Origin of the sequence: Mucilaginibacter sp. SMC90 (assembly GCF_022811725.1) — a bacterium.
Classification (GTDB): domain Bacteria; phylum Bacteroidota; class Bacteroidia; order Sphingobacteriales; family Sphingobacteriaceae; genus Mucilaginibacter.
On record NZ_CP094527.1, the window covers coordinates 7,716,924 to 7,737,850 of the forward strand.

At 42.5% G+C, this 20,927-nt stretch carries 17 protein-coding genes; 10 read left to right on the forward strand and 7 right to left on the reverse strand.

The genetic code is table 11. The annotated features are described in order from the left end of the window. Positions 1–341: 341 nt before the first annotated feature. Complete coding sequence (locus MTO98_RS32240; protein WP_243483605.1) at positions 342–1,220, reverse strand: glutamate--tRNA ligase family protein; 879 nt, start codon at positions 1,218–1,220, stop codon at positions 342–344. Between the two features lie 242 nt (positions 1,221–1,462). Next, positions 1,463–2,206 (reverse strand): SDR family oxidoreductase, encoded by a 744-nt coding sequence (locus MTO98_RS32245; protein ID WP_243483607.1) that lies wholly within the window; start codon positions 2,204–2,206, stop codon positions 1,463–1,465. Positions 2,207–2,427: 221 nt separating this feature from the next. Here MTO98_RS32245 and MTO98_RS32250 point away from each other — a divergent pair, with 221 nt between their 5' ends. The 6 genes from MTO98_RS32250 to MTO98_RS32275 all read left to right on the forward strand — a co-directional run bounded on the left by MTO98_RS32250 (position 2,428) and on the right by MTO98_RS32275 (position 7,740). Then, complete coding sequence (locus MTO98_RS32250; RefSeq protein ID WP_243483609.1) at positions 2,428–3,246, forward strand: SDR family NAD(P)-dependent oxidoreductase; 819 nt, start codon at positions 2,428–2,430, stop codon at positions 3,244–3,246. Positions 3,247–3,320: 74 nt separating this feature from the next. Then, entirely contained in the window at positions 3,321–4,211 is an 891-nt protein-coding gene (locus MTO98_RS32255; RefSeq protein ID WP_243483611.1) for an AraC family transcriptional regulator, read from the forward strand. Positions 4,212–4,226: 15 nt separating this feature from the next. Then, on the forward strand, positions 4,227–4,925 hold the full coding sequence (locus MTO98_RS32260) for an SMUG2 DNA glycosylase family protein (RefSeq protein WP_243483614.1): 699 nt from the start codon (positions 4,227–4,229) through the stop codon (positions 4,923–4,925). Between the two features lie 63 nt (positions 4,926–4,988). Beyond that, complete coding sequence (locus tag MTO98_RS32265) at positions 4,989–6,008, forward strand: nucleoside hydrolase (protein ID WP_243483616.1); 1,020 nt, start codon at positions 4,989–4,991, stop codon at positions 6,006–6,008. Between the two features lie 100 nt (positions 6,009–6,108). Further along, complete coding sequence (locus MTO98_RS32270; RefSeq protein WP_243483617.1) at positions 6,109–6,843, forward strand: beta-galactosidase; 735 nt, start codon at positions 6,109–6,111, stop codon at positions 6,841–6,843. 99 nt (positions 6,844–6,942) lie between these two features. Then, the gene (locus MTO98_RS32275; RefSeq protein WP_243483619.1) at positions 6,943–7,740 is read left to right on the forward strand and encodes a DUF5597 domain-containing protein; all 798 of its coding nucleotides are present in this window, start codon (positions 6,943–6,945) and stop codon (positions 7,738–7,740) included. Positions 7,741–7,854: 114 nt separating this feature from the next. Here the strand turns inward: MTO98_RS32275 and MTO98_RS32280 are convergent, their stop codons facing one another. Beyond that, positions 7,855–9,588, reverse strand: a complete 1,734-nt coding sequence (locus MTO98_RS32280; RefSeq protein ID WP_243483621.1) for an alpha-glucosidase — start codon at positions 9,586–9,588, stop codon at positions 7,855–7,857. Between the two features lie 239 nt (positions 9,589–9,827). Between MTO98_RS32280 and MTO98_RS32285 the strand changes: the two genes are divergently transcribed. The 4 genes from MTO98_RS32285 to MTO98_RS32300 all read left to right on the forward strand — a co-directional run bounded on the left by MTO98_RS32285 (position 9,828) and on the right by MTO98_RS32300 (position 15,894). After that, positions 9,828–11,174 carry a BamA/TamA family outer membrane protein gene (locus tag MTO98_RS32285; protein ID WP_243483624.1) on the forward strand — a complete coding sequence of 449 codons (1,347 nt, stop codon included), beginning with the start codon at positions 9,828–9,830 and terminating at the stop codon, positions 11,172–11,174. Positions 11,175–11,438: 264 nt separating this feature from the next. Next, entirely contained in the window at positions 11,439–11,801 is a 363-nt protein-coding gene (locus MTO98_RS32290; protein ID WP_243483626.1) for a BlaI/MecI/CopY family transcriptional regulator, read from the forward strand. Next, on the forward strand, positions 11,798–14,149 hold the full coding sequence (locus tag MTO98_RS32295) for a M56 family metallopeptidase (RefSeq protein ID WP_243483628.1): 2,352 nt from the start codon (positions 11,798–11,800) through the stop codon (positions 14,147–14,149). Before MTO98_RS32290 ends, MTO98_RS32295 begins: the two co-directional genes overlap by 4 nt. Before the next feature lie 44 nt (positions 14,150–14,193). After that, positions 14,194–15,894: a S41 family peptidase gene (locus tag MTO98_RS32300; RefSeq protein WP_243483630.1), complete on the forward strand. Its 1,701-nt coding sequence runs from the start codon at positions 14,194–14,196 to the stop codon at positions 15,892–15,894. Between the two features lie 76 nt (positions 15,895–15,970). Here the strand turns inward: MTO98_RS32300 and MTO98_RS32305 are convergent, their stop codons facing one another. The 4 genes from MTO98_RS32305 to MTO98_RS32320 all read right to left on the reverse strand — a co-directional run bounded on the left by MTO98_RS32305 (position 15,971) and on the right by MTO98_RS32320 (position 20,702). Further along, entirely contained in the window at positions 15,971–16,351 is a 381-nt protein-coding gene (locus MTO98_RS32305; protein ID WP_243483631.1) for a hypothetical protein, read from the reverse strand. A gap of 84 nt (positions 16,352–16,435) precedes the next feature. After that, positions 16,436–18,679, reverse strand: coding sequence for a CRTAC1 family protein (locus tag MTO98_RS32310; protein WP_243483633.1), 2,244 nt, complete (start codon positions 18,677–18,679; stop codon positions 16,436–16,438). A 151-nt stretch (positions 18,680–18,830) separates the two neighbouring features. Beyond that, positions 18,831–19,379 carry a hypothetical protein gene (locus MTO98_RS32315; RefSeq protein ID WP_243483636.1) on the reverse strand — a complete coding sequence of 183 codons (549 nt, stop codon included), beginning with the start codon at positions 19,377–19,379 and terminating at the stop codon, positions 18,831–18,833. Positions 19,380–19,574: 195 nt separating this feature from the next. Then, positions 19,575–20,702 carry an acyltransferase gene (locus tag MTO98_RS32320; RefSeq protein ID WP_243483638.1) on the reverse strand — a complete coding sequence of 376 codons (1,128 nt, stop codon included), beginning with the start codon at positions 20,700–20,702 and terminating at the stop codon, positions 19,575–19,577. Positions 20,703–20,927: the final 225 nt, after the last annotated feature.

Consider the following 20,927-nt stretch of genomic DNA (forward strand, 5'->3'; position numbering starts at 1 on the left):
GGTTGTGCCAGTAATCATTATGTGCGAAACCTTTAGAGAGGGGGCTGTTTTGAGCCTGGCAGGTTATGGCTCCGAAAGCAAGGATAACAAAAAAACAGAAATTTCAGGTGCTTGTGGCAAAATGCTGCTTGCATCGTAATTTGTATTTGTTGATACAAATTTAGGTGCCAGATATGTACAGGCAGTTATGTCATGGTAAAGTAAAAGCACCCTGCATTTAAATTTATTGTAAATAGCTTAACATTTTCATCACATTAAAAGCTATAAATCAACATCATCCGATTAAAACGGATTCATATTAAATTAGCATTTTATAAATACCTGTTAATAAGCCGGTGAAATTAGCCAAGAATAAAGCCGGCAAGCTGCTGCCAATTATTAGCATTAGAGGAAAGTCCCAACAACTTTGAAATAAGTTCAAACACATCTTCTGCGCGCCTGCCCTCTTGCCTTAAATACCTTATTGATGTTGAGCCGGCCGACTTGGATAGTTTTTTCCCCGACCCTTCAAGTAGCAAAGGGTGATGATAAAACATGGTATCATTAAAGACCGGTTTATCCAGCACCGCAGCCAGCTGAATTTGGGCCAGCGTTGACGCCCAAAGATCTTCTCCTCTTACAACAAGGTCAACGCCGTAAAACAGGTCGTCAATTACCGATGTAAGCTGATAGGCCGGGAAGCCATCCTTTTTCCTGACAACGAAATCTCTCATTTCGGCAGGCAATTGCGCTTGGATAGTTGAGGCATCATAACTGTTCAACTGTAATACAGTGTTATTACTTGTGCGTAATCGCCAGCTTGCCTCCGGCGTGTTTAACGAGATATTTTTATCAGCACAAGCACATGAACCGGTTTCATTGAGTTGCTTTCGTGAACAAGTGCAGGCAAAAATCAAACCTTTAATCGCCAGCTGCTCAAGGGCTTCGTTGTACAGGTGCATCCGTTGAACCTGCGAAAAATGAGTTTCAAAATCATTGACATCCTGTGGACCATCATCCCAGGGGATTTCTAAAAAGCGAAGCGTATCAAAAATATCGGTTAGATATTCGGGATTGACCCTCGTACGGTCAAGATCATCTATCCGCAATAATATTTTTGCACCATGCTTGCGGGCCAACGCTGCAGTAATGGAAAATGACAAAACATTACCCACATGTAAAAAACCGCTTGGCGTTGGCGCTATACGGGTTTTGTTAAAATGTATGGTGGAGCTTGTCAATTGTTTTTGGGTTGATGAATAGCCCAAGATACAAAAGCAGTCGGCATTAACCAATAATCTTATATCGCGGGAATCAAGTCTTAAATCAGGAGGCACCTACGGAGCCAAATTTCGTCTTATAAATTCTCTATAAACACGATACTCCTCTGGAGTGCTAATATCGCTTTCAAACTCCGTCGGAGTACCATGTTAATAGCATAACCCAAGCAAGCGATTTTCGGCTCCGTAGGTGCCTCCTAATACTATGCCAGTAATGTGCCGCCATCAACAACCAAATTCAACCCGGTGCCGAAGCTTTGTTTCATGAGGTAAACAAAAGCAAGGGCAACGTCATCGGCATGCCCAACACGACCAAGCAGCAGCGTATCTTTCGCCCAATTGTAGAGGCCTTCCTTATCTTCAGCAGGCATGCTATCCCACAGGTTGGTATCGATTACCCCAGGCACCACACTATTTACACGTATCGGAGCCAATTCAACTGCGAGGGCTCTCACTAAACCTTCAATAGCGCCACAAATACTGCTGGCTATTGACCAGCCAGCAGCCGGCCTTGTTCCGGCGGTACCACCGGTTAAATTTATGGAACCTCCTTTGTTAATAAACGGTGTACCATATTTAACCGCAGCGTACGCACCCCAATAGCGGAGGTTGAAAAATTTACGGGCAGCTTCAATATCTGTTTGATCGATATTATAAAGGTTCAGATTTTCAGCTGCGGTATAAACAAGGTGATCAAAGCTACCGGCCTGCTCAAAAAAGTTTTTTATATTTTCTTCGTGCGATAGGTCTACAGCGTAGCCTTCGGCATCCTGGGGTAGCTGGCTCAAAGCATTATTGATCTTGCCCTGATTGCCTGAAACTATCACAACTTTAGCGCCTTCGGCAGCAGCGGCTTTTGCAGTTGCAAAGCCTATGCCTGTACTGCCGCCCAATATAATTACCCTTTTACCATTTAATGAGGATCTGTTTTCGATTTGATTATTCATGATGTTTATTCTTTTTTTAAACACCACAAAGTTCACCTGTAAAAATCCGGTTCCACTTACCATTTGGTAAAAAGCAATTGGCAAACTTATTTCGTTTAAAAACCAAACTACGTGCAAAACCATCAAAACAACTCATGTAAAAATGTATCAGTCTTCCCTACATATGTATAAATCTGCCGGCGAAACACGAGCTAACTTTGCTTTATCAAAAAACAAAAACAATGGCAAAAACAATTTTTATAACCGGTGCTTCCCGTGGATTTGGGAAGATCTGGGCAGAAGCATTTTTAAAACGCGGTGATAAAGTAACAGCTACAGCCCGCGATATCAGCTCACTCGATGACCTTGTAAAACAATATGGCGACAATATATTGCCTATAGAATTGGACGTTAATAACCGGGATGCCGATTTTGCAGCGGTAAAAAAAGCAAAAGATCATTTTGGTAGTATTGATGTACTTATTAACAATGCCGGTTACGGCCTGTTTGGTGCCGTAGAAGAAACCAGCGAAAAAGAAGCCCGCGACCAAATGGAGACTAACTTTTTTGGCCTATTATGGTTAACCCAGGCAGCTATACCTGTTATGCGCGAACAAGGACACGGTCATATTATCCAGTTATCAAGTGTACTGGGCGTGGCAACAGCACCTATATTGGGTATCTACAATGCTTCGAAATTTGCAGTTGAAGGCCTGAGCGAATCATTGGCTGCAGAAGTAAAAGCTTTCGGTATCAAAATATCACTGGTAGAACCTAACGGCTTTTCAACCGACTGGGGCAGCGCTTCTGCAGTGCACTCAAACGCATTGCCTCAATATGATCAAATGAAAGCTGATCAGCAAGCCCGCTTTACCGAAGACTTTTTTGGTTACCCTGAAGCCACAACCGACGCGGTGTTAAAACTAATTGATAGTGAAAACCCTCCGCTACGCTTATTTCTTGGTAAAATAGCTTTGCCATGGGTTAAACAGGTTTACGATAGCCGTTTAGCCGAATGGGAGCAGTGGAATGACGTAGCAGTAGCTGCACATGGCCATTAATATCATCAACATTAATTAATTGACTGCAGGATCTGTACGTATATTTGTATTGATCCTGCTTTTATTTTATTGCCATGAATTATTATAAAAGTTTACCTGCTTTTCTGAAAGCAAATGGTTTTCCATTATCCGAAAACCCTATGATTGCAGTTGTGCCGTGCCGCGGTAGCTGCGCAATGACGAATACAGAATTTACAGGCGACTTTTATATGATCGCTTTTAAAAAACTGAAATCAGGAACCATTTCTTATGGCCGTACCAGGTACGATCATGAAAACGGCTCCATGTTGTTTGTAAAACCCAGGCAGGTTATTGAGTTTAGCAATCTTCAACTTGAGGAAGCCGGCTTCAATATATATTTCCATGAGGATTTTTTGAATGGACATCCAATTCATGAGGAGATAAAAAAATACGGTTTTTTTGATTATGAAACCAATGAGGCACTGCACCTATCCCCCCGCGAAGAGCAAATAATATGGGAACTGCATGATAAAATAGAGGCCGAACTGAACGGCAATATGGATGAATATAGTCAAGACATTATCCTCACCCACCTTGATTCGATTTTAAAATATTCCCAGCGTTTTTATAAACGTCAGTTCATCAACAGGACCGAACTTTCAGGCAAAACGGTATCTAAATTCAACAAGGCCTTATCTAATTATTTTGAGGGCGAGATTTTACAAACCAAAGGATTACCTACAGTGAACGCCATGGCATCAGACCTTAATGTTTCTTCACGATATTTAAGCGATATGCTGAAACAGGAAACCGGCAAAACGGCAATGGAGCTCATCCACATATATCTTATTAATGAAGCTAAGAACAGGCTCAAAAGCCAGGATCAAAACGTTTCAGAAATAGCCTACACATTGGGTTTCGAAAACCTGCCTTATTTTTCAAGGCTCTTCAAAAAAGAAACCGGCTTAAGTCCCAATCAATTTAAAAAACAACTGCTCAACTAATACTAAATTTGAGCCATGACATTTGCAGACAGGGTTATCACATTCAACGAGCAGTTAACCTACACCGGCGATCCTTTACCCGAAGGTATCCGCATTATGAACCCGTTTAAAGAGCATCCGCAAACCATGCGTATTGTTGATGCCTTTTATCATAAGTATTATAATGATAACCAGCAACGGCATATCATTTTGGGTATTAACCCCGGCAGGTTTGGCGGCGGCTTAACGGGTATTCCTTTTACCGATCCCAAACGGTTGATCTCCGAATGCCATATCAGCTATGAAGGTAAAATGTCGCACGAGCCTTCGTCTGTTTTTGTTTACGAAGTGATCAACGCTTTTGGTGGGCCAGAAGCTTTTTACAGCCAGATCTATATTAATTCGCCCTGCCCGCTTGGCTTTACCAGTGTTGATGCAAACGGCAAGGAAAAAAACTATAATTATTACGACAGCAAAGAGCTAACCAAAGCCGTTTATCAGTTTATGATCGAAAACATCCGCAAGCAGATTGCCCTGGGGGTTAATACCGATAAATGTTTTTGTTTTGGCACCGGTAAAAATGAAACTTTCCTGAAAAAGTTAAATGCCGAGTATCATTTCTTCGGTGAGATCATAGCACTGGAGCATCCCCGTTTTATCATGCAATACAAAACGGCAAGCAAGCAATTTTATATTGATAAATATCTTGAAGCGTTTGCGGGTATTACAGGGTAAACAGCTATTGATTTTGGGTTAAAACAGTTATATTGTGAGCTATAACCAATTGACCTGTAAGCTATGGCCCAAAGCAAGTTTTTATCAATCCTGCTCCTGTTTTTTGTTTTTCCCTGTGTTTCAAAAGCGCAATCAACAGTCAACAATAAACTTATTTCGCCCCGCATCAGGGTGATCATGGACAATGATTTTAGCGGCGACCCCGATGGCTTATTTGCACTGACACATTTGGTATTATCACCCTCGGTAGAAGTAAGAGGCATCATCGGCTCGCACCTGAATGCTAACGACGGGTTCGACAGGTCAAAAACACAGGCTGAGAATGCCGCCAAAAAAGCTGCTGAATTATTGGCAGTTCTAAAGATCAAAGATCAGTTCCCTGTTATAGCAGGCTCTAATACAGCTATGGTAAACGATAGCACCCCTGTAAAAAGCAAAGCTGTCGACCTGATCATCAAAGAAGCTTCGCGTATAGACACCTCATTGCCGCTTTATATACTTTGCGGTGCCGGGCTTACCGAAATTGCATCAGCAGTTTTAACCGATCCCAAAATTGCCGATAAAGTTACGCTGGTATGGATTGGCGGCCCGGAATACAGCGATCTTGCCCTGCCCCCTCCTAACTATAGCAGCCCGGAGTATAATCTCAATATTGATATCAATGCAGCACGAGCGGTATTTAACCATTCGCAATTAAAGCTTTGGCAAATCCCGAGGGATGGCTATCGCCAAGCTTTATTGCCCTATTCCCAATTACAACTCAAAGTAAAACCACAGGGTGAAATCGGTAAATACCTCACCACGGTACTCGAAACACTAATGGCCCGGATACAGCAATACCATCTCAATTTAGGCGAAACCTATATTTTGGGCGATAGTCCGCTGGTATTGCTTACAGCCTTACAGTCATCCTTTGAAGCCGATCCTTCATCAAGCGAATATGCGCTTAGGCCTTGTCCGCTTATTAATGCGCAGGGTGGGTATGACTACAATGCCCATGGCCGCAACATACGGGTTTACCGCAGGCTGGATATCAACCTGATGTTTAACGATTTTTTTGCCAAGCTGGAGTTGAATAAGTAAAGGCTCCCAGTGGTATATTTTTAACCATAAACGGTTTATTTAGTATTACCTTAAGTACTGTTTTGTAATTATTTTGGCATGATCATAAACCTTTGATACCATGCTTAAAATAATTGGCAAAAAAGCTCAACATATTTTCCTGTTTGCTTTCATATTGATAGCGAGCAATAAAGCCTTTGCCCAAACCAACGATACATCATTACCCAGGCTTATCGAAAAAAACGGACGGCACGCTTTTTTAGTTGATGGCAAACCTTTTTTGATACTTGGCGGACAGGCACATAATTCAAGCGCATGGCCGGCTTTGATGCCAGGGGTATGGAAGTCGGTTGAAACGATGCACCTCAACATGCTCGAAGTTCCAATTTACTGGGAACAGATAGAACCTCAGCCCGGAAAGTTTGGTTTTTCACTGGTAGATACACTCCTTACCCAAGCCCGGCAGCACAATGTAAAACTGATACTATTGTGGTTTGGCACCTGGAAAAACGGCAGCAATCATTACATGCCCGAATGGATGAAACATGATGCAGAGAAATATCCGAACATCACCAGTAAAACAGGCAAGCCAATTGACTCTCCCTCCCCACATTCAAAAGCCACGCTGGATGCCGACATTAAAGCTTTTTCGGCAGTTATGCGGTATTTAAAGCAGGCGGATACACAGCACACTGTTATTATGGTTCAGGTTGAAAATGAACCCGGTTCATGGGATACCGTACGTGATTATTCCGCCAAAGCACAAAAATTATTTGAAGCAGGTGTGCCTGCCGATTTGCTAAAACCGGCCATACTGAAAGCATTAAATATACCAACTGCTTCAAAAGGTTCATGACAGCAGGTATTTGGCGACAGGGCCGACGAATATTTCCAGGCCTGGTCAATAGCCCGGTTCATTGAGCAGGTTGCTGCCGCCGGCAAAGCAGAATACCCCTTGCCGCTATATGTAAACGTGGCCCTTCGTGATCCGCTTACCAATCCGCCTGCAACCCATTACGAAAGCGGAGGAGCAACTGATAATGTGATCCCCATCTGGAAAGCCGCAGCCCCATCTATCGATCTGCTTGCTCCCGATATATACCTTTCTGGCAGCGAAAAGATATTGAAGGTGATTGATCTGTATACCCGCGATGACAATGCCCTGTTTGTTCCCGAAGCTGGCTTAATTGCCGATAATGCCAAATATTTTTACGATGTTCTGGCCCATGGAGGCCTCGGCTTCTCGCCTTTCGGAGTAGATAATAACGGAGATAGTTCAAATGATGAACACCTTGCTGACCGCCTTGCACCCTTTGCACAGGAATATGCTATGGCAGCCCCAATGATGCGCGAACTGGCTCAATGGGCTTTTGAAGGCAAGATCAAGGCAGTTGTCGAGCATGAAGATGGCGCGGAACAAGCCCTTAAATTGGGGGCATGGGACGCCGTTATAAAATTTGGCAGCGGCCGGGGTGGTGAACTTAAACCTAATCAAAACCATAACGGCAAAGCAATGATAATTACCCTTGATGAAAATAAATTCATCATGACGGGAACAAACTGCCGAATCAATTTCCGCCCAATTGGAAGCAATGCCGGCAAAGCATGGCAATATCTTAAAGTTGAAGAAGGCTGGTATGATCATGGAACATTCAAAGCGCTCCGCATCCTTAATGGCGATGAAACAGATTGGGGCGGGCCTGCAATTGGCGACAAACCGAAAGTGTTACAGATTTCATTGGTAATACGATAGAATTGTTGTAAAGACGCATCACATGTATCCGCCACCAGGCCGGTTAAACATGCAATCCCGATAGAAGGTGAGCTTTTATGTGTGGATATATGATGCGTCTCTATGTCGCCCTCCCTATTTCACCTCATAAACAACAGCCTCGTATGGCATGAGCGTACCGTTCTTCGAGGGCTTTTGATAATTGCCTATTAAAACCGTTGCGTTACCTAAATCCACACCAGTTTGCGCCGAAGCTGTTTTATTGGTAAAGTTCAAAAGCACCAACAGCTTTTTGCCGTTCAGTTCCCGGGTGTAAGCATAAGTATCAGGATTTTGAGCGTCGAGCAAAGTATATTTTCCATATACCAATACCAAATTATCCTTTCGGAGCTTGACCATCTTTCTGAAATAATTTAACGTGCTGCTGGCATCTTTTTCCTGTGCTGCGGCGTTAACAGTTTTGTAGTTGGGGTTTACCTTTATCCAGGGAGCACCGGTAGTGAAGCCTGCATTGGCTGTGCTATTCCATTGAAAAGGGGTGCGGCCATTGTCGCGGCTTTCGAAGGCTATCCGTTTTAAATATGCCGGCAAATCGGCTCCGATATTTTTTTGCCGCTGGTACTCGTTCAGCGTTTGTACATCGCGGTAATCATCAATTGTTGTAAAACCAGCGTTGGTCATGCCCAGCTCGTCGCCATTATAATAATAGGGCGTACCACGCATGGTCATTAAAAAAGTGGTCAGCATTTTTGATGAGAGAGCTCTAAATTCGGGCCTGTCATTGCCAAACCTGCTTACCAACCGCGCCTGGTCATGGTTGGCCAAAAATATCGAGAGCCAGCCCTTTGTTGCAAAAGCACTGTCCCACTTGGTAAATACCTGTTTTAAATGCGTTATACTATAGCCTTCGGGTTTGGCAATATCCGCACCTTCAAAAGCGTAGGCCATGTTTAATTCATTTCTATCGGCATCAACTAAATTATGCCCGTCTTCAAATGTGTTGCCCGCCCCTTCAGCCACACTCATTACATTGTACTTGCTAAGCACTTCGCGGTTCATTTCCTGCAGATACCCGTGCAAATTGCCCTGTACACCGTAATATTGGGTAAAGTTTTTTTCAAACCCTTTTGGAAATGCCGGGAATGTAGTGTCCTTTGCCGCAAACTGGAAAGCATCCAGCCGGAAACCGTCAATCCCTTTATTGGCCCAAAACTTCATTATATCGTATACTTCATTCCTTAGTTTCGGATTTTCCCAGTTAAGGTCAGGTTGCTTGCGCGAAAAGTAATGAAGGTAGTAGGCATTGGTAAGCGAATCGTACCGCCAGGCATCATGATTAACATCAAATAAACTGTATCGATAAGCCGGTTTGCCTTTTTCAGCATTCCACCAATGGTAATACTCACGATAAGGATTATTGCGCGAGCTTCTGCTTTGTTTGAACCATTCGTGCTCATCACTGCTGTGGTTCACTACAAGGTCCATAACCAGTTTTATGCCGCGCGCATGCATGCCTTTCAGCAACGCATCAAAATCATCCATCGTACCAAAATCCTTCATGATATTGCGATAATCGCTTACATCATACCCGTTATCATCATTGGGCGAGCTATAAATGGGGTTAAGCCAAACAACATCAACTCCAAGGCTCTTGATATAATCAAGCTTGGAGATGATCCCTTTCAAATCGCCAATACCATCTCCGTCATTATCTTTAAAGCTGCGCGGATAAACCTGGTAAACTACCGCTTCTTTCCACCATTTACGATTGGTGGTATCTGTTGTGCTTACATTATTCTGGGCAGATCCTGAAAAGGCGGCGAGCATAAAAAAAGCAAGGGCCATAAAATGGGTGTAAGGTAAGTTCATGATCGTAATCGGTTAAAAATTTAGCAGGACAGAACTGATTTTCTGCGGTTTATAACAAGAGAATATTAAGGTAGCAATATTTAATTAAAACATCAAATAACGCTACCAACACCGTTGCCTAAATTCTTACAGAAATTTAAGTTTCAAACATTATGCCTATTTCGCGGTTTAGAAATGAGCTAATACCCATTACAATTAATAGTTAATAAATTGAATTTTAAATATTTATATCCGTTAGCGTGTATCACAAACCACCACATAAAAATTCTATTCTGCTTTTAAAGACAGTTTTATTCATATTATTTGCAGGCACGGCGACACCTGTTTTTGCCCAGGTACAGGTACCGGCCGATTCGGTAAAGGCCGATTCGCTGCGCATTAAAGAAAAGGAAGTACAGCTTGCCAAACCTACAGATACGCTATATAAACAATATGACTTTGGCGATCTGGTACGCAACATACTGCACCCCGGCCGGCCGGCAGCCCCTCCTGATAAAAAATCATCGGGTATTACAGTTATACCTAATATTGCTTCAAATCCAACAATTGGTTCACAGATCGGGATCAAAGCAGTAGCTGGTAAAAAGTTAGGGACCGATCCGAATACCCTGTTATCGGTAGCAGCTACATCGGCGTCCATTACCACCAAGGGCATCATTTACTTTTATATTAACCATAACATATACACACCGGGCAATAAATGGAATTTTCAGGGCAATTTGGTTGCAGCCAAAACGGTATCGCCCGATTATGGTTTGGGTATTGGCCAGGCATCAAGCGGCAGCGAAGCCGACCAGGTGCTTGCCAATCCCGAACGTAAAGGCAGGGCCCTGCATTCGCAATATTACAACATCCGGGAAAAGGTATATAAGGAAATTGATAAGGGGCTATTCCTGGGTGCAGGCGCTTCTTTTGATATCAGGCGAAAAATTGAGGATACCAAATCAACAAGCGATCTTACGCCCTATAACATTTACAGCGACCGCCACGGATTTGCCCGTGATCATTACGCTGCAAACGGCCTGCTTTTTAACCTGCAATACACCACACGCGATAATCAAAACCGCGCCTACAGGGGCATTTATGTGGATGCGGGGTTCCGCGTTAACCAAAGCTGGATGGGCAGTTCCAGAAATGCGGTGCAGTTCACTACCGATTTCAGGAAATATTTTAGCCTGTCAGAAACCAATCCCGAGCATGTTGTAGCCTTTTGGAACTGGGGCTCATACCTCATAAGCGGTAATATCCCTTACCTTGAACTGGCGGGTACCGGTAAAGATCCCGGCTTCAGGAGTGGTCGCGGTTATGTTGTTCAGTATTTTAAAGGCACGCAATACAACTATTCGGAAGTGGAATACCGTTTCCCAATCCTGCGGAACAAATTTATAAGCGGGGTGGCATTTGCCAACCTGCAAACTACCAATGATGAATCAGGCACTAAAATATTTCAGGTGTGGCAGCCTGGCTATGGTGGTGGCTTACGTGTATTGTTTAATAAAGCTACACGAACAAACCTTTGTTTGGACTACGCCTTTGGCAGGTATGGCTCAAAAGGCTTCTTTTTGGGTTTGAATGAGGCATTTTAAAACATTTAGAGAGCCGTTTATTTTGCATTTTTTAGATTGATCGGTGTTATCCGTTTAATATCTTTTTTATTCACGTTCATTTTCATCTGCAATTACAGGCTTTTTTTGCCTACATAAATCTTGCTAAATATATATTAATCAACTTCTATTGTAGTTGATAAAGGTTTCCCCCCTCCCAGTCCTCCTAACAAATTAGTACAAATACTAATAAATTAGTTGCAATACTAATTTATTAGTATTAAGTTTGTTTATACTACTTACCCAATGCAAAAGTTAGCCAAACGCGAAGAGCAGATCATGCAGGCCGTATGGACCCTGGAGAAAGCCGTTATTAAAGAAATTATACAGGAACTTCCTGAACCCAGACCCCACTACAACTCGGTGGCAACCATGGTGAAAATTCTTGAAGAAAAAGGGTTTCTTGCCCATGAAACCATTGGTAATATTTACCAGTATTATCCAGCTATATCAAAAGAGGAATATCAAAAGCACGCTATGAAGGATATCGTTAGCCAATACTTTGACAACTCATACCCGCGTATGCTGGCTTTTTTTGCTAAAGAAGAAAAGATAACCGAAGCTGAGCTGAATGACATTATAAGCATTATTAAATCTGCCAAAAAATGATACCTTATTTGCTGTATGTAGCCATGCTACTGGCGGTTTGTTTATTGTTTTACAAACTGCTGCTGCAACGCGAAACCTTTTACCGTTTAAACCGGTACACGCTGCTATGCTGTTTAGGGTTTTGCTTCCTGGTTCCGCTGGTGCCGGTTCCTGCTAAATGGTCGGTACAAATAGCCGAAAAGCCGGTTAGCCAGCCGGTTGTTCCACAGCAATCGCAACTGGAACCAACATTTGATGTCAAGCTAATAGAAACTCCCACGCCAAAAACAATTTTAACCCCGGAGCAACCTAACAAAACCCAGCAAACCGTTCCCGTTAAACCCAAACCCTCATCTCCAATATCGGCAGCACAGGTTATAAAATGGCTGTTAATACTTTACTGGGCAGGAGTTATCATATTTGCCTTAAACCTTTTAGTGCAAATTGGCAGCACACTTTACCAGGCATTTACAAAACCATCTATTATTGATGGGCGCTATCGCATTGTGGAACTCGGCGGCAATAAGGTGCCGTGCTCATTTTTCAATTACATATTCATCAACCCGGCCGCTTACGATTGGGATACCTACAGCCAGATCCTGCTGCACGAAAAAGTACATGCAAAACAGCTGCACAGCCTGGATATCATGCTGGCCGAACTGTGTATCATATTTCAATGGTTTAACCCTTTTGCATGGCTGTACCGTAAGGAAATTGAAAACAACCTGGAATTTTTGACGGACACCGCTGTTTTAAACAACGCAGATACCGACAGGGAGGCTTATCAGCTTAGTTTGCTTAAAGTATCAGTGCCGGAATTTTCCCTGCGGATAGCTACCAATTACAATCAATCGCTTTTGAAAAAACGCATTTCCATGATGAACGCCAAAAGATCAAACCTGCACATTTTATGGAAGTATTTTACCTTGCTCCCTTTGTTTTGCCTGTTCATCTGTGTACTTAACCAACCAGCCAATAGTGCACAACCTATAGCCGGTGTAGCATCATTGATTAAACCTGTTGCTGCCAATAACGCATCAGCATATAAAACCTTTGATGCCGAAGTAGAAGGCTATTGGTTTGCAGCCCGCGATGGCGAAAATATGAATATGGATTTCAAAGTGACCACCAAAGGCCACAACTGGAACTATAATTCATTTAATGTTCCCATGAAAGATCTTTCGTCCATGCCCCGAAAACAAAAAGGTGATTTTACGCTAACCCGCGATGCAGGCACCATTTTGTTCAACGGTAAATTTGATGGAGATGAGGGCCTTGGCCGCTTTAAGCTCAAGCCCAATAAAGCTTATGTAGACCTGTTACAGAAAGAGGGCATCGAACAAATAGAGATCCATGAACTCCTTGACCTGTTGTTAACCAACGTAGAGAAAGATTATCTTGAAAAGCTTCAAAAGTATGGCTACACAACCACGAAAGTTAATGACTTAACCGGACTACGATATTTTGGAGGCGATGAAAATGATATGAGGTTTTGGCGGGCGCAATACAAGGATATTACGCTAAGTGAACTCACCCGGGTTAAAATAAATAAACTGGACAGCGCATTTATATACGAAATGCGTAATGCCGGATACCGAAACCTAACCCTGGAGCAATTAACAAGCTTTAAATTACAAAAAATTACACCCGATTATATCCGGAGCATAGTAAGCGCTCGAAAAATCGGCAGATTGTCTGGTGATACAACCAGCCTGCTCCCCCCTGCCGATGAGCTTTTATCAGCAAGGCACGCCAAGGTTGACAGCGCGTATATTCGCGGTTTAATAAATGCCGGGTATAACCTTACAGGTTCACAACTTCATTCCTTTAAGGCATTCAACATAACGCTTCAGTATATAGATAGCCTTAAAACTATGGGGTATAGCAACCTTTCATTCGCTAACATGATAGGCCTACGGGGCCAAAACGTTACGGTAGATTTTATAAAGCAATACCGGGCCATCGGCTTCAATGACATCCCGGCAGAATATTTATCAAGCTTCAAATACTACAATATCAGCCCCGAACTTATTAAAAGCTACCAAAGCATGGGCTACAGGGATATTAAGGCATCGGATCTTGTGCTTATTAAAACACGCGGGGTTACCCTTGATTATATCAGGAGCTTTGAAAGCCTCGGTTATAAGGACATTGAACTGGCCGATGTCATCAGCATGAAACATGAAAACATAACACCCGGATTTATCAAAGGATTTAATGACCTCGGATTTAAGAACATACCAGTAAAAGATCTTATCCTGCTCAAAACGTCGGATGTTACCCCGGAGTATGTGAACTCCATGAAGCAAAAAGGCCTCAATTCAAAAGATCTGCGTAAATACATCAACCTTAAAAACTCTTTCAATTAATGTAAGCTAACAACAACTATATCCACCTCCTAAACCAAACAACTATGAAAATTCACAAATTACTGCTGGTTGCCGTATTGACTTCTGTTTTCACCTTTAAAGCTGTAGCCCAACAACATTTATCATCCTCACAAGCGTACGATAAGGCTCAGCAAGACCGCTCTGACGCTAATGACCTGTGGGAGAAAAAAGATCCTACTCCCGCCGAACTTGACCGAAGCATCCGTATTTTAAAGCACACGCTTGTATTTCTGGACAGCCTGCCGATAAAAGAACTGGCTAACGGCAATTTCTACTTAAAAGCCCGTGCTTATGACGTTTACCTTGATATGGCCCAGTCATATACTGTAGCCGGTAAAAAAGATTCAGCAATAATGGCCATTGAAAACAGATTTGCCCTTAGCGGATCGAGCTACCCGGTCGATAATATGGGCAACTTTCCTTTGTTAACCTCCCTTGCTCAGGAACCAAGGTATCTGGCTATTATGGATAAGATGAAAAGGCAAAAGTCGCTATGGCAAAACGAGGCTTTTAAAACATCATACAAAGACAATCTCACCGATGCGGAAAAGGTAGCCGGCTTATCCCTGCTATGGTCGCAGGCTAAATATAATTTTGTCAATTTTGATCATGCCGGTATCGACTGGAACCAAACCTATCTTGATTACCTGCCAAAAGTTACTGCAACTAAAACCACGGCCGATTACTACAAGGTGTTGATCAGCTTTTACGCTCAACTAAAGGATGGGCATACTAATGTTTATTTTCCGGATGCTTTAGCGGGTCAGTTTTATTCCCGTCCGCCGTTCCGCACTCAATTAATTGAAGGCCGGGTATTTGTAACCCAGGTTTTTAGTGATAGTCTTTTTAAAACAGGCATACAACCCGGCTTAGAATTATTAAAGATAGATGGCGAACCGGTGATAGATTACGCAGAAAAAAATATAAAACCTTATCAAAGCAGTTCAACCCCACAGGACCTTGAGATCCGTGAGTTTAGCTACGCTTTGTTAACCGGCGCAAAAGATAAACCCATCAACATAGATTTTAAAACCGCCAAAGGTAAGATTGTCAGTAAAACCATAGCCCGCTCAGGTTATCATGATGTAAAAGGGCTTAAAACGCTGGAATATAAAACCATAAATAACATTGGCTACCTTACCATTAATAATTTTGAAGATAATAGCATTTCCAAACAATTTGATTCGCTTTATACAGCAGAAATAGCCAAAACCAAGGGGCTGATCATCGATATCAGGTATAATGGTGGTGGCAGCAGCGGAATAGGCTTTGATATCATTAACAGATTAACCGACAAATCATTCAAAACCTCGGCCGCAAAATTTATAACCCTGGCATCAAGACCCGGTGCTGAACCTGTAAATACCGACATGGGTTTCGGCGAATGGAGCCCTAACAAAAAGATATTTTACGATAAACCCGTGATTGTATTAATAGGCCCCCGTACATTTTCGGCCGCCGAAGATTTTACTGTTGCGTTTGATTATATGAAACGCGGCAAGTTGATAGGCATGCCTACGGGTGGGAGTACAGGCCAGCCGGTTCCTTTTAATTTGCCGGGAGGCGGGCGGGCTCGGGTTTGCGGCAAGCATGATACCTATCCCGATGGTAAAGAATTTGTTGGCATTGGCATTAGTCCGGATATAACCGTAAAGCCAACCATTAAAGACCTATTAAACGGTGTTGATGCCGCCAAAGAAAAAGCACTGCAATTGCTGAAGTAAACAACACTCTTGCTTATAAAAAACAAAGGCTGCTTTTCGAAAAAAGCAGCCTTTGTTTTTTTATAAACGATACAGCTTATTGGCCGTTGGTGGCGCTCCAGCCATCGCCCCAGCCGCTGCCGCCGGCTGCTTTTGAGCCTTTTAACAACTTATCGTATTTTACAGTTTGTTCTTTAGTTAAAACAGCCTTGATCTTTGAAATGGTAGTTGCCCTCAACGGTTTAATATCAACCATCATCTTAGTATTATCTCCCTTGTCGGCAGCCTTGATCTTCTCAAATTTATCAGATGATTCCTGATATATCACTGCAATTTTTTCGGTTTGCTTATCGGTAAGCTTCAATTGTTTTTGCAGTTCTTTTGATTTTTCAACAGGCTTTTCACCGGGCTTGGTTTGCGCATTGCTTACTGCAGCCAATCCAATGAACATGCAGCATAGTAATAATAACTTTCTCATGGTTTAAGATTAAATTTTAATTGTTATAAATGTAACTATTTGGTACGAAATGAGAGTTACTATTTTCTACTACAAAAACTTAACTTAATTTGTTTTAGCTGCCATTTGCATAGGCATGCAAACAGGCATGCTTTTGCTCCTGAAAATTAATTTAGTTAACTGGGTAGTTTTGCATTGCGCACTACCTTCGGTTATATTCAGGAACTGGTTGGGAGCAACATTTTTAAAGTATTGCACGGCACCGCTGCCAGCCCATTTTATCTCAATTTCATCAATTATCTTAGCCTGGCCAACGCCCATCTCCTGCTGCAAAGGCGATGCGCCAAAACTGCCGCCAGAGTTAACATCTTTATAAACAGAACGCTTAACGCCATTTTCCATAAAAGTAAGTTTGATACGGCTCCCAATGGCAGCATTATTAGCTTTTGTGCCATTCAATTTCAGGCTAACCCAATTGTTTTTGCTTAATCCGGGATTCATGTATAATGAGCTGGTGTACGAGTCGCCTATATATGCGCCGCCCATTTCAGCAAAAATATCCTGCTGCCCTACGTTCCTCAAGTCGGCAAATGCTACACCATGGCCCTTTTGCAGGTTACCCATCCGCGATGATGATGTAATATCGGCAAACCTTTTACCGCCTATATTTCTAAAAAATTTGTTAGGCACCAGCGATTTAAAATCAGGATTGCCCGTACCAAAGTACATATCAGGATAACCGTCATTGTCAATATCGCCAAAATTGGCCCCCATGCTGTAAACCACCTTGTCCAGTCCGGCCTCTTTAGTTACATTGGTAAACGTACCGTTATGATTATTTTTATACAGGTAGATATTACCGGCTTCCGCAACAGGCTTACCTAAACCGGCAGCGGCGCTGTAATAGCCTAATGCGTTATCAAATTGATAGTTGGCAACCATCAAATCGGGCCAGCCATCATTATTATAGTCGTAAAACCAGGTAGTAAAGGTGCGTTGTTTAATTTGATCAAGGCCCGATTGTGCGGTAACATCTTCAAAATCAACCCCGGCTTCGGTTTTACCTTTGTTTTTGAGCAGATACTTATGACCATCCATTGTTGAAACAAAAACGTCGATAAAACCGTCGTGATCATAATCGGCAGATGTTACCCCTTTTACAAAGGCTTTGATACCACAATGGGCAGCATTGGTTATATTGGTGAACGTACCGTTGCGATTATTCATGTACAACTGGCAGGTTGACTCGTCGGGATAGTTCATCGAGTCGGAGTTTTCGTTACCTACAAATACATCAAGCCAGCCATCATTATTAAAATCGGCCCAGGTTGCTGTTTGTGTTGGGTGAAGCATAAATAAACCGCTTATGGTAGTTACATCGGTGAAGGTACCATCGCCATTGTTGCGCAATAAAGAACTTGGCTGATTGCCAAATCCACGTGTAAGCCAGCCCCCGCGCAAAACAAAAATATCCAGTTTACCATCATTATTATAATCTGTTTGCTGAATATTAAGGCCTCCGGTAATCCCTGTCAGTCCTGCTGCCTCGGTACGGTCACTAAATGTACCGTCCTGGTTATTTTGAAAGTAATGCATGGGGTCACTCAGGTCCCAGCCCGATGTCATGATATCAAGATAGCCGTCATTGTTAAAATCATCAATGATCACCCCACCTGCACGGCCATTGATGTTAAGGCCCAGGCTGGCCGCAACATCAACAAAAGGCTTAACCTGGTTTGCGGTATCCGGATCAACATTCAGGTTTGGTATCAATACATTTTTAGGTACTTTTTGAGGATATTCGCCCAGGGTCATATAAGCTATATTGATCAGCCAGCGCGACTCATAATCATTGGGATGAAGCTTCAGCAATGCTTTGTAAACATCAATCGCTTTTCTTGACCCCGTCTGGATTTTATGAACCCCATCATCTTTAATAGGGAATATACATGATGAGCCGGTATGGTTAAGCATACAATTGCTTCGCTCACCTAAACGCATATACGCAATAGCCTGATCTGACAGTAAATCATCGCTCGACATATAATCGATATTATCCATTAGGTTTTTATAGATATTAACCGATTGCTGCTCCTGGCCTGCCCTTAATAACAGCGATGCTTTTGAAAACAAAACCTCCGGGCTTTTAGAAAGCCGACTGATCTTAAGCAGCGAATCGCAATAGGCCAATTTCATTTCCGGATTAAATGGGTTGGAAATGATATTATTTTTTTTATTTATCAGCTTCAGCACCTGTACCATATCCTCATTAGATGAGCTTTGGCACGATGCTATTATGGTGAAACCGCACAGCAGCATTAAGGCGGCGGTAATTTTTTTCTTGATCATAAAATGTTCATTTACGCAGGCAAATGCCAAAGCATATTACCCGCGGTAGAATTGCTACGGAATAAATTATTGTATAAAATTTTGGAGATAACAGAACCCTACAGGGGCATTAAACCAATGGCCGGCCTGTAAACGGGTTAAATAAAGAAAATCAGCAGGTTGCTTTGGGTGGTTGTTCAGGAATTTCCTGATGATTGTTTATTAACGATTGCACAGGTTGCGAACCGATTTCGGGCAATGGCATTACCGGGCAGTAAAATTCAAATTGTACAAATGAAAGGTTTACATTATCCTGCAAAACCATTTTGCCAAATGGCACATGTTCCTTTTGAGGAACAGGAATATCTTTTATTCCCTTTGCATCAAGCACATTGCTATCGGAAAAGCGGGTAGTTTCGTAGTTAGGAATGCACATGAGGTGAAGGGCATTCTTTGTAATCCGCATTTTTACGTAGTTGTAGGTGGCGTTTCCGAATGTAATATGCCCGGATATATTCTCAAAAGTACTCCAATCATGAATAGCGGGTAAATTTACAGGGATGGTCACCTCAGTTAGGTCCGTTACATTATAAAGCCCTTTCTGGATCTGCTCATTAAAAAACCGATCGGACTTGTAAACCAAATACTGGTGCAGCACTAATTGCCCGCCTATATTAAGCAGGTAAATATTCAGCAATATTAAAGCAATGGTCTTTTTCAAGGGTTTATAATAACCTAAAGATGAGATTTATAAATTATATTTTCAAGTTTTATTTTCAGGTATGTGATTAATGTTATTTAATATATATAAATATCAGTGGCAAAATTAACTTAACCGGCCGGCGTTTCGCTATACCCCTTGCTTCGGCTGCGCCGCAAAAGAGGGATATAGCTTTCGCCTGATTGCTGAATTAAATTATGCCTTTTTTAACAAAAATCGCTTCTTTAACCACTCCCTAACCGGCTCGTCATACAACTTAAGGCAAGCATAGGCTATGGCAATACTTACTACAAAAATCCCCAATCCGCCAAGCAGGCCTTGCGCCATCGGTACTTTGTTATTTGATACCCACGCTATGTGAAAGTATATTAAGGGATAATGTGTGATATAAAGCGGGTAGGAAAGATCGCCTATAAACTTGCAGATCTTTGCCGAGGTTTTGCTTTTCAACGTTCCCCCAGCACCAATGGCAACTATGAGGGGGAAAATGATGATGATACAAAATGATTCATACACACCGTTCATCCATAAGTGTTCGGGGCCGCCTATCCTTGGTACACACAAAACAGCAATGATCAGCAGGCTGCACACGGTAAAGGCCCATTTGATATGGATAAGCTTACCCATACGGCAAAGTAACATACCTGCAAAAAATGGATACAGTAGCCGGGTAAAACCTATATTGAGCTGTGTTGCATCTACCGACCATCCGCCAATTACATCCCCCTGCGGGCCCATTACCGTGTAGTGAATCAATAAGCAGGCTGATAAAAATACAAATATGGCAAGCAGCGTTTTTGAGAACCTGCGGATCACCAGCGCGTAAAGAATGTTAGCAATGTATTCAAAAAACAAAGACCAGGCCGGTCCGTTCAACGGGTGCATTTCCTGCCAGCCGCGGATATCCATGGAGGGGAGTATTGGTATCAGCGTACAGCCAACCAACATCACTGCCAGCATTTTCCAAACAGGCGTTTCGTTAATTGGCGCAAACATGCTACACCCCTGGGTATAAAAAAACAAAGCACCTATCACCGAACCTATGATAACCATTGGCTGCAGGCGAACAAGGCGGCGCTTATAAAAATCCCATTGGGTCATTTTACCCCAGCGGTCATCATAGGCATATGCCACTACAAAACCCGACAGCAGAAAAAAGAAATCGACCGCCAGATAGCCATGATTAATGATTTGATGAAAACGATCTCCGGAATAGGTTTCAAAAATGTGGAATGCAACTACAAAAAGCGATGCGACACCGCGTAATCCGTCAAGAATTTGATAATGCCCTTTTGTTTCAAGGAATGTAGTGTTTTTGCTCATTAGCAGAAAAAAAACAAATATGATAAATTGGTTAATTCAGGTTTAGCAACGCGCACCATAAACAGGGCGCAATACCGTGGCTATAAATATGCTTTAAATTATCGGCAAGTCAAAACCCAACGCAGTTGAACACGTTTACTTTGCAGCAAACAGGTAAAATAAATTGTTTGTTGCTGCCGTTGTATTGCGGGTAATAATTACATTGCCCTAATTTAAACCCAACCT

What these genes read in the sequence shown, in the direction of transcription:
- MTO98_RS32245 (WP_243483607.1), bottom strand. Translation starts at nt 2,206, where the DNA reads ATGAATAATCAAATCGAAAACAGATCCTCATTAAATGGTAAAAGGGTA.
- MTO98_RS32250 (WP_243483609.1), top strand. Translation starts at nt 2,428, where the DNA reads ATGGCAAAAACAATTTTTATAACCGGTGCTTCCCGTGGATTTGGGAAG.
- MTO98_RS32255 (WP_243483611.1), top strand. Translation starts at nt 3,321, where the DNA reads ATGAATTATTATAAAAGTTTACCTGCTTTTCTGAAAGCAAATGGTTTT.
- MTO98_RS32260 (WP_243483614.1), top strand. Translation starts at nt 4,227, where the DNA reads ATGACATTTGCAGACAGGGTTATCACATTCAACGAGCAGTTAACCTAC.
- MTO98_RS32265 (WP_243483616.1), top strand. Translation starts at nt 4,989, where the DNA reads ATGGCCCAAAGCAAGTTTTTATCAATCCTGCTCCTGTTTTTTGTTTTT.
- MTO98_RS32270 (WP_243483617.1), top strand. Translation starts at nt 6,109, where the DNA reads ATGCTTAAAATAATTGGCAAAAAAGCTCAACATATTTTCCTGTTTGCT.
- MTO98_RS32280 (WP_243483621.1), bottom strand. Translation starts at nt 9,588, where the DNA reads ATGAACTTACCTTACACCCATTTTATGGCCCTTGCTTTTTTTATGCTC.
- MTO98_RS32290 (WP_243483626.1), top strand. Translation starts at nt 11,439, where the DNA reads ATGCAAAAGTTAGCCAAACGCGAAGAGCAGATCATGCAGGCCGTATGG.
- MTO98_RS32295 (WP_243483628.1), top strand. Translation starts at nt 11,798, where the DNA reads ATGATACCTTATTTGCTGTATGTAGCCATGCTACTGGCGGTTTGTTTA.
- MTO98_RS32300 (WP_243483630.1), top strand. Translation starts at nt 14,194, where the DNA reads ATGAAAATTCACAAATTACTGCTGGTTGCCGTATTGACTTCTGTTTTC.
- MTO98_RS32305 (WP_243483631.1), bottom strand. Translation starts at nt 16,351, where the DNA reads ATGAGAAAGTTATTATTACTATGCTGCATGTTCATTGGATTGGCTGCA.
- MTO98_RS32310 (WP_243483633.1), bottom strand. Translation starts at nt 18,679, where the DNA reads ATGATCAAGAAAAAAATTACCGCCGCCTTAATGCTGCTGTGCGGTTTC.
- MTO98_RS32320 (WP_243483638.1), bottom strand. Translation starts at nt 20,702, where the DNA reads ATGAGCAAAAACACTACATTCCTTGAAACAAAAGGGCATTATCAAATT.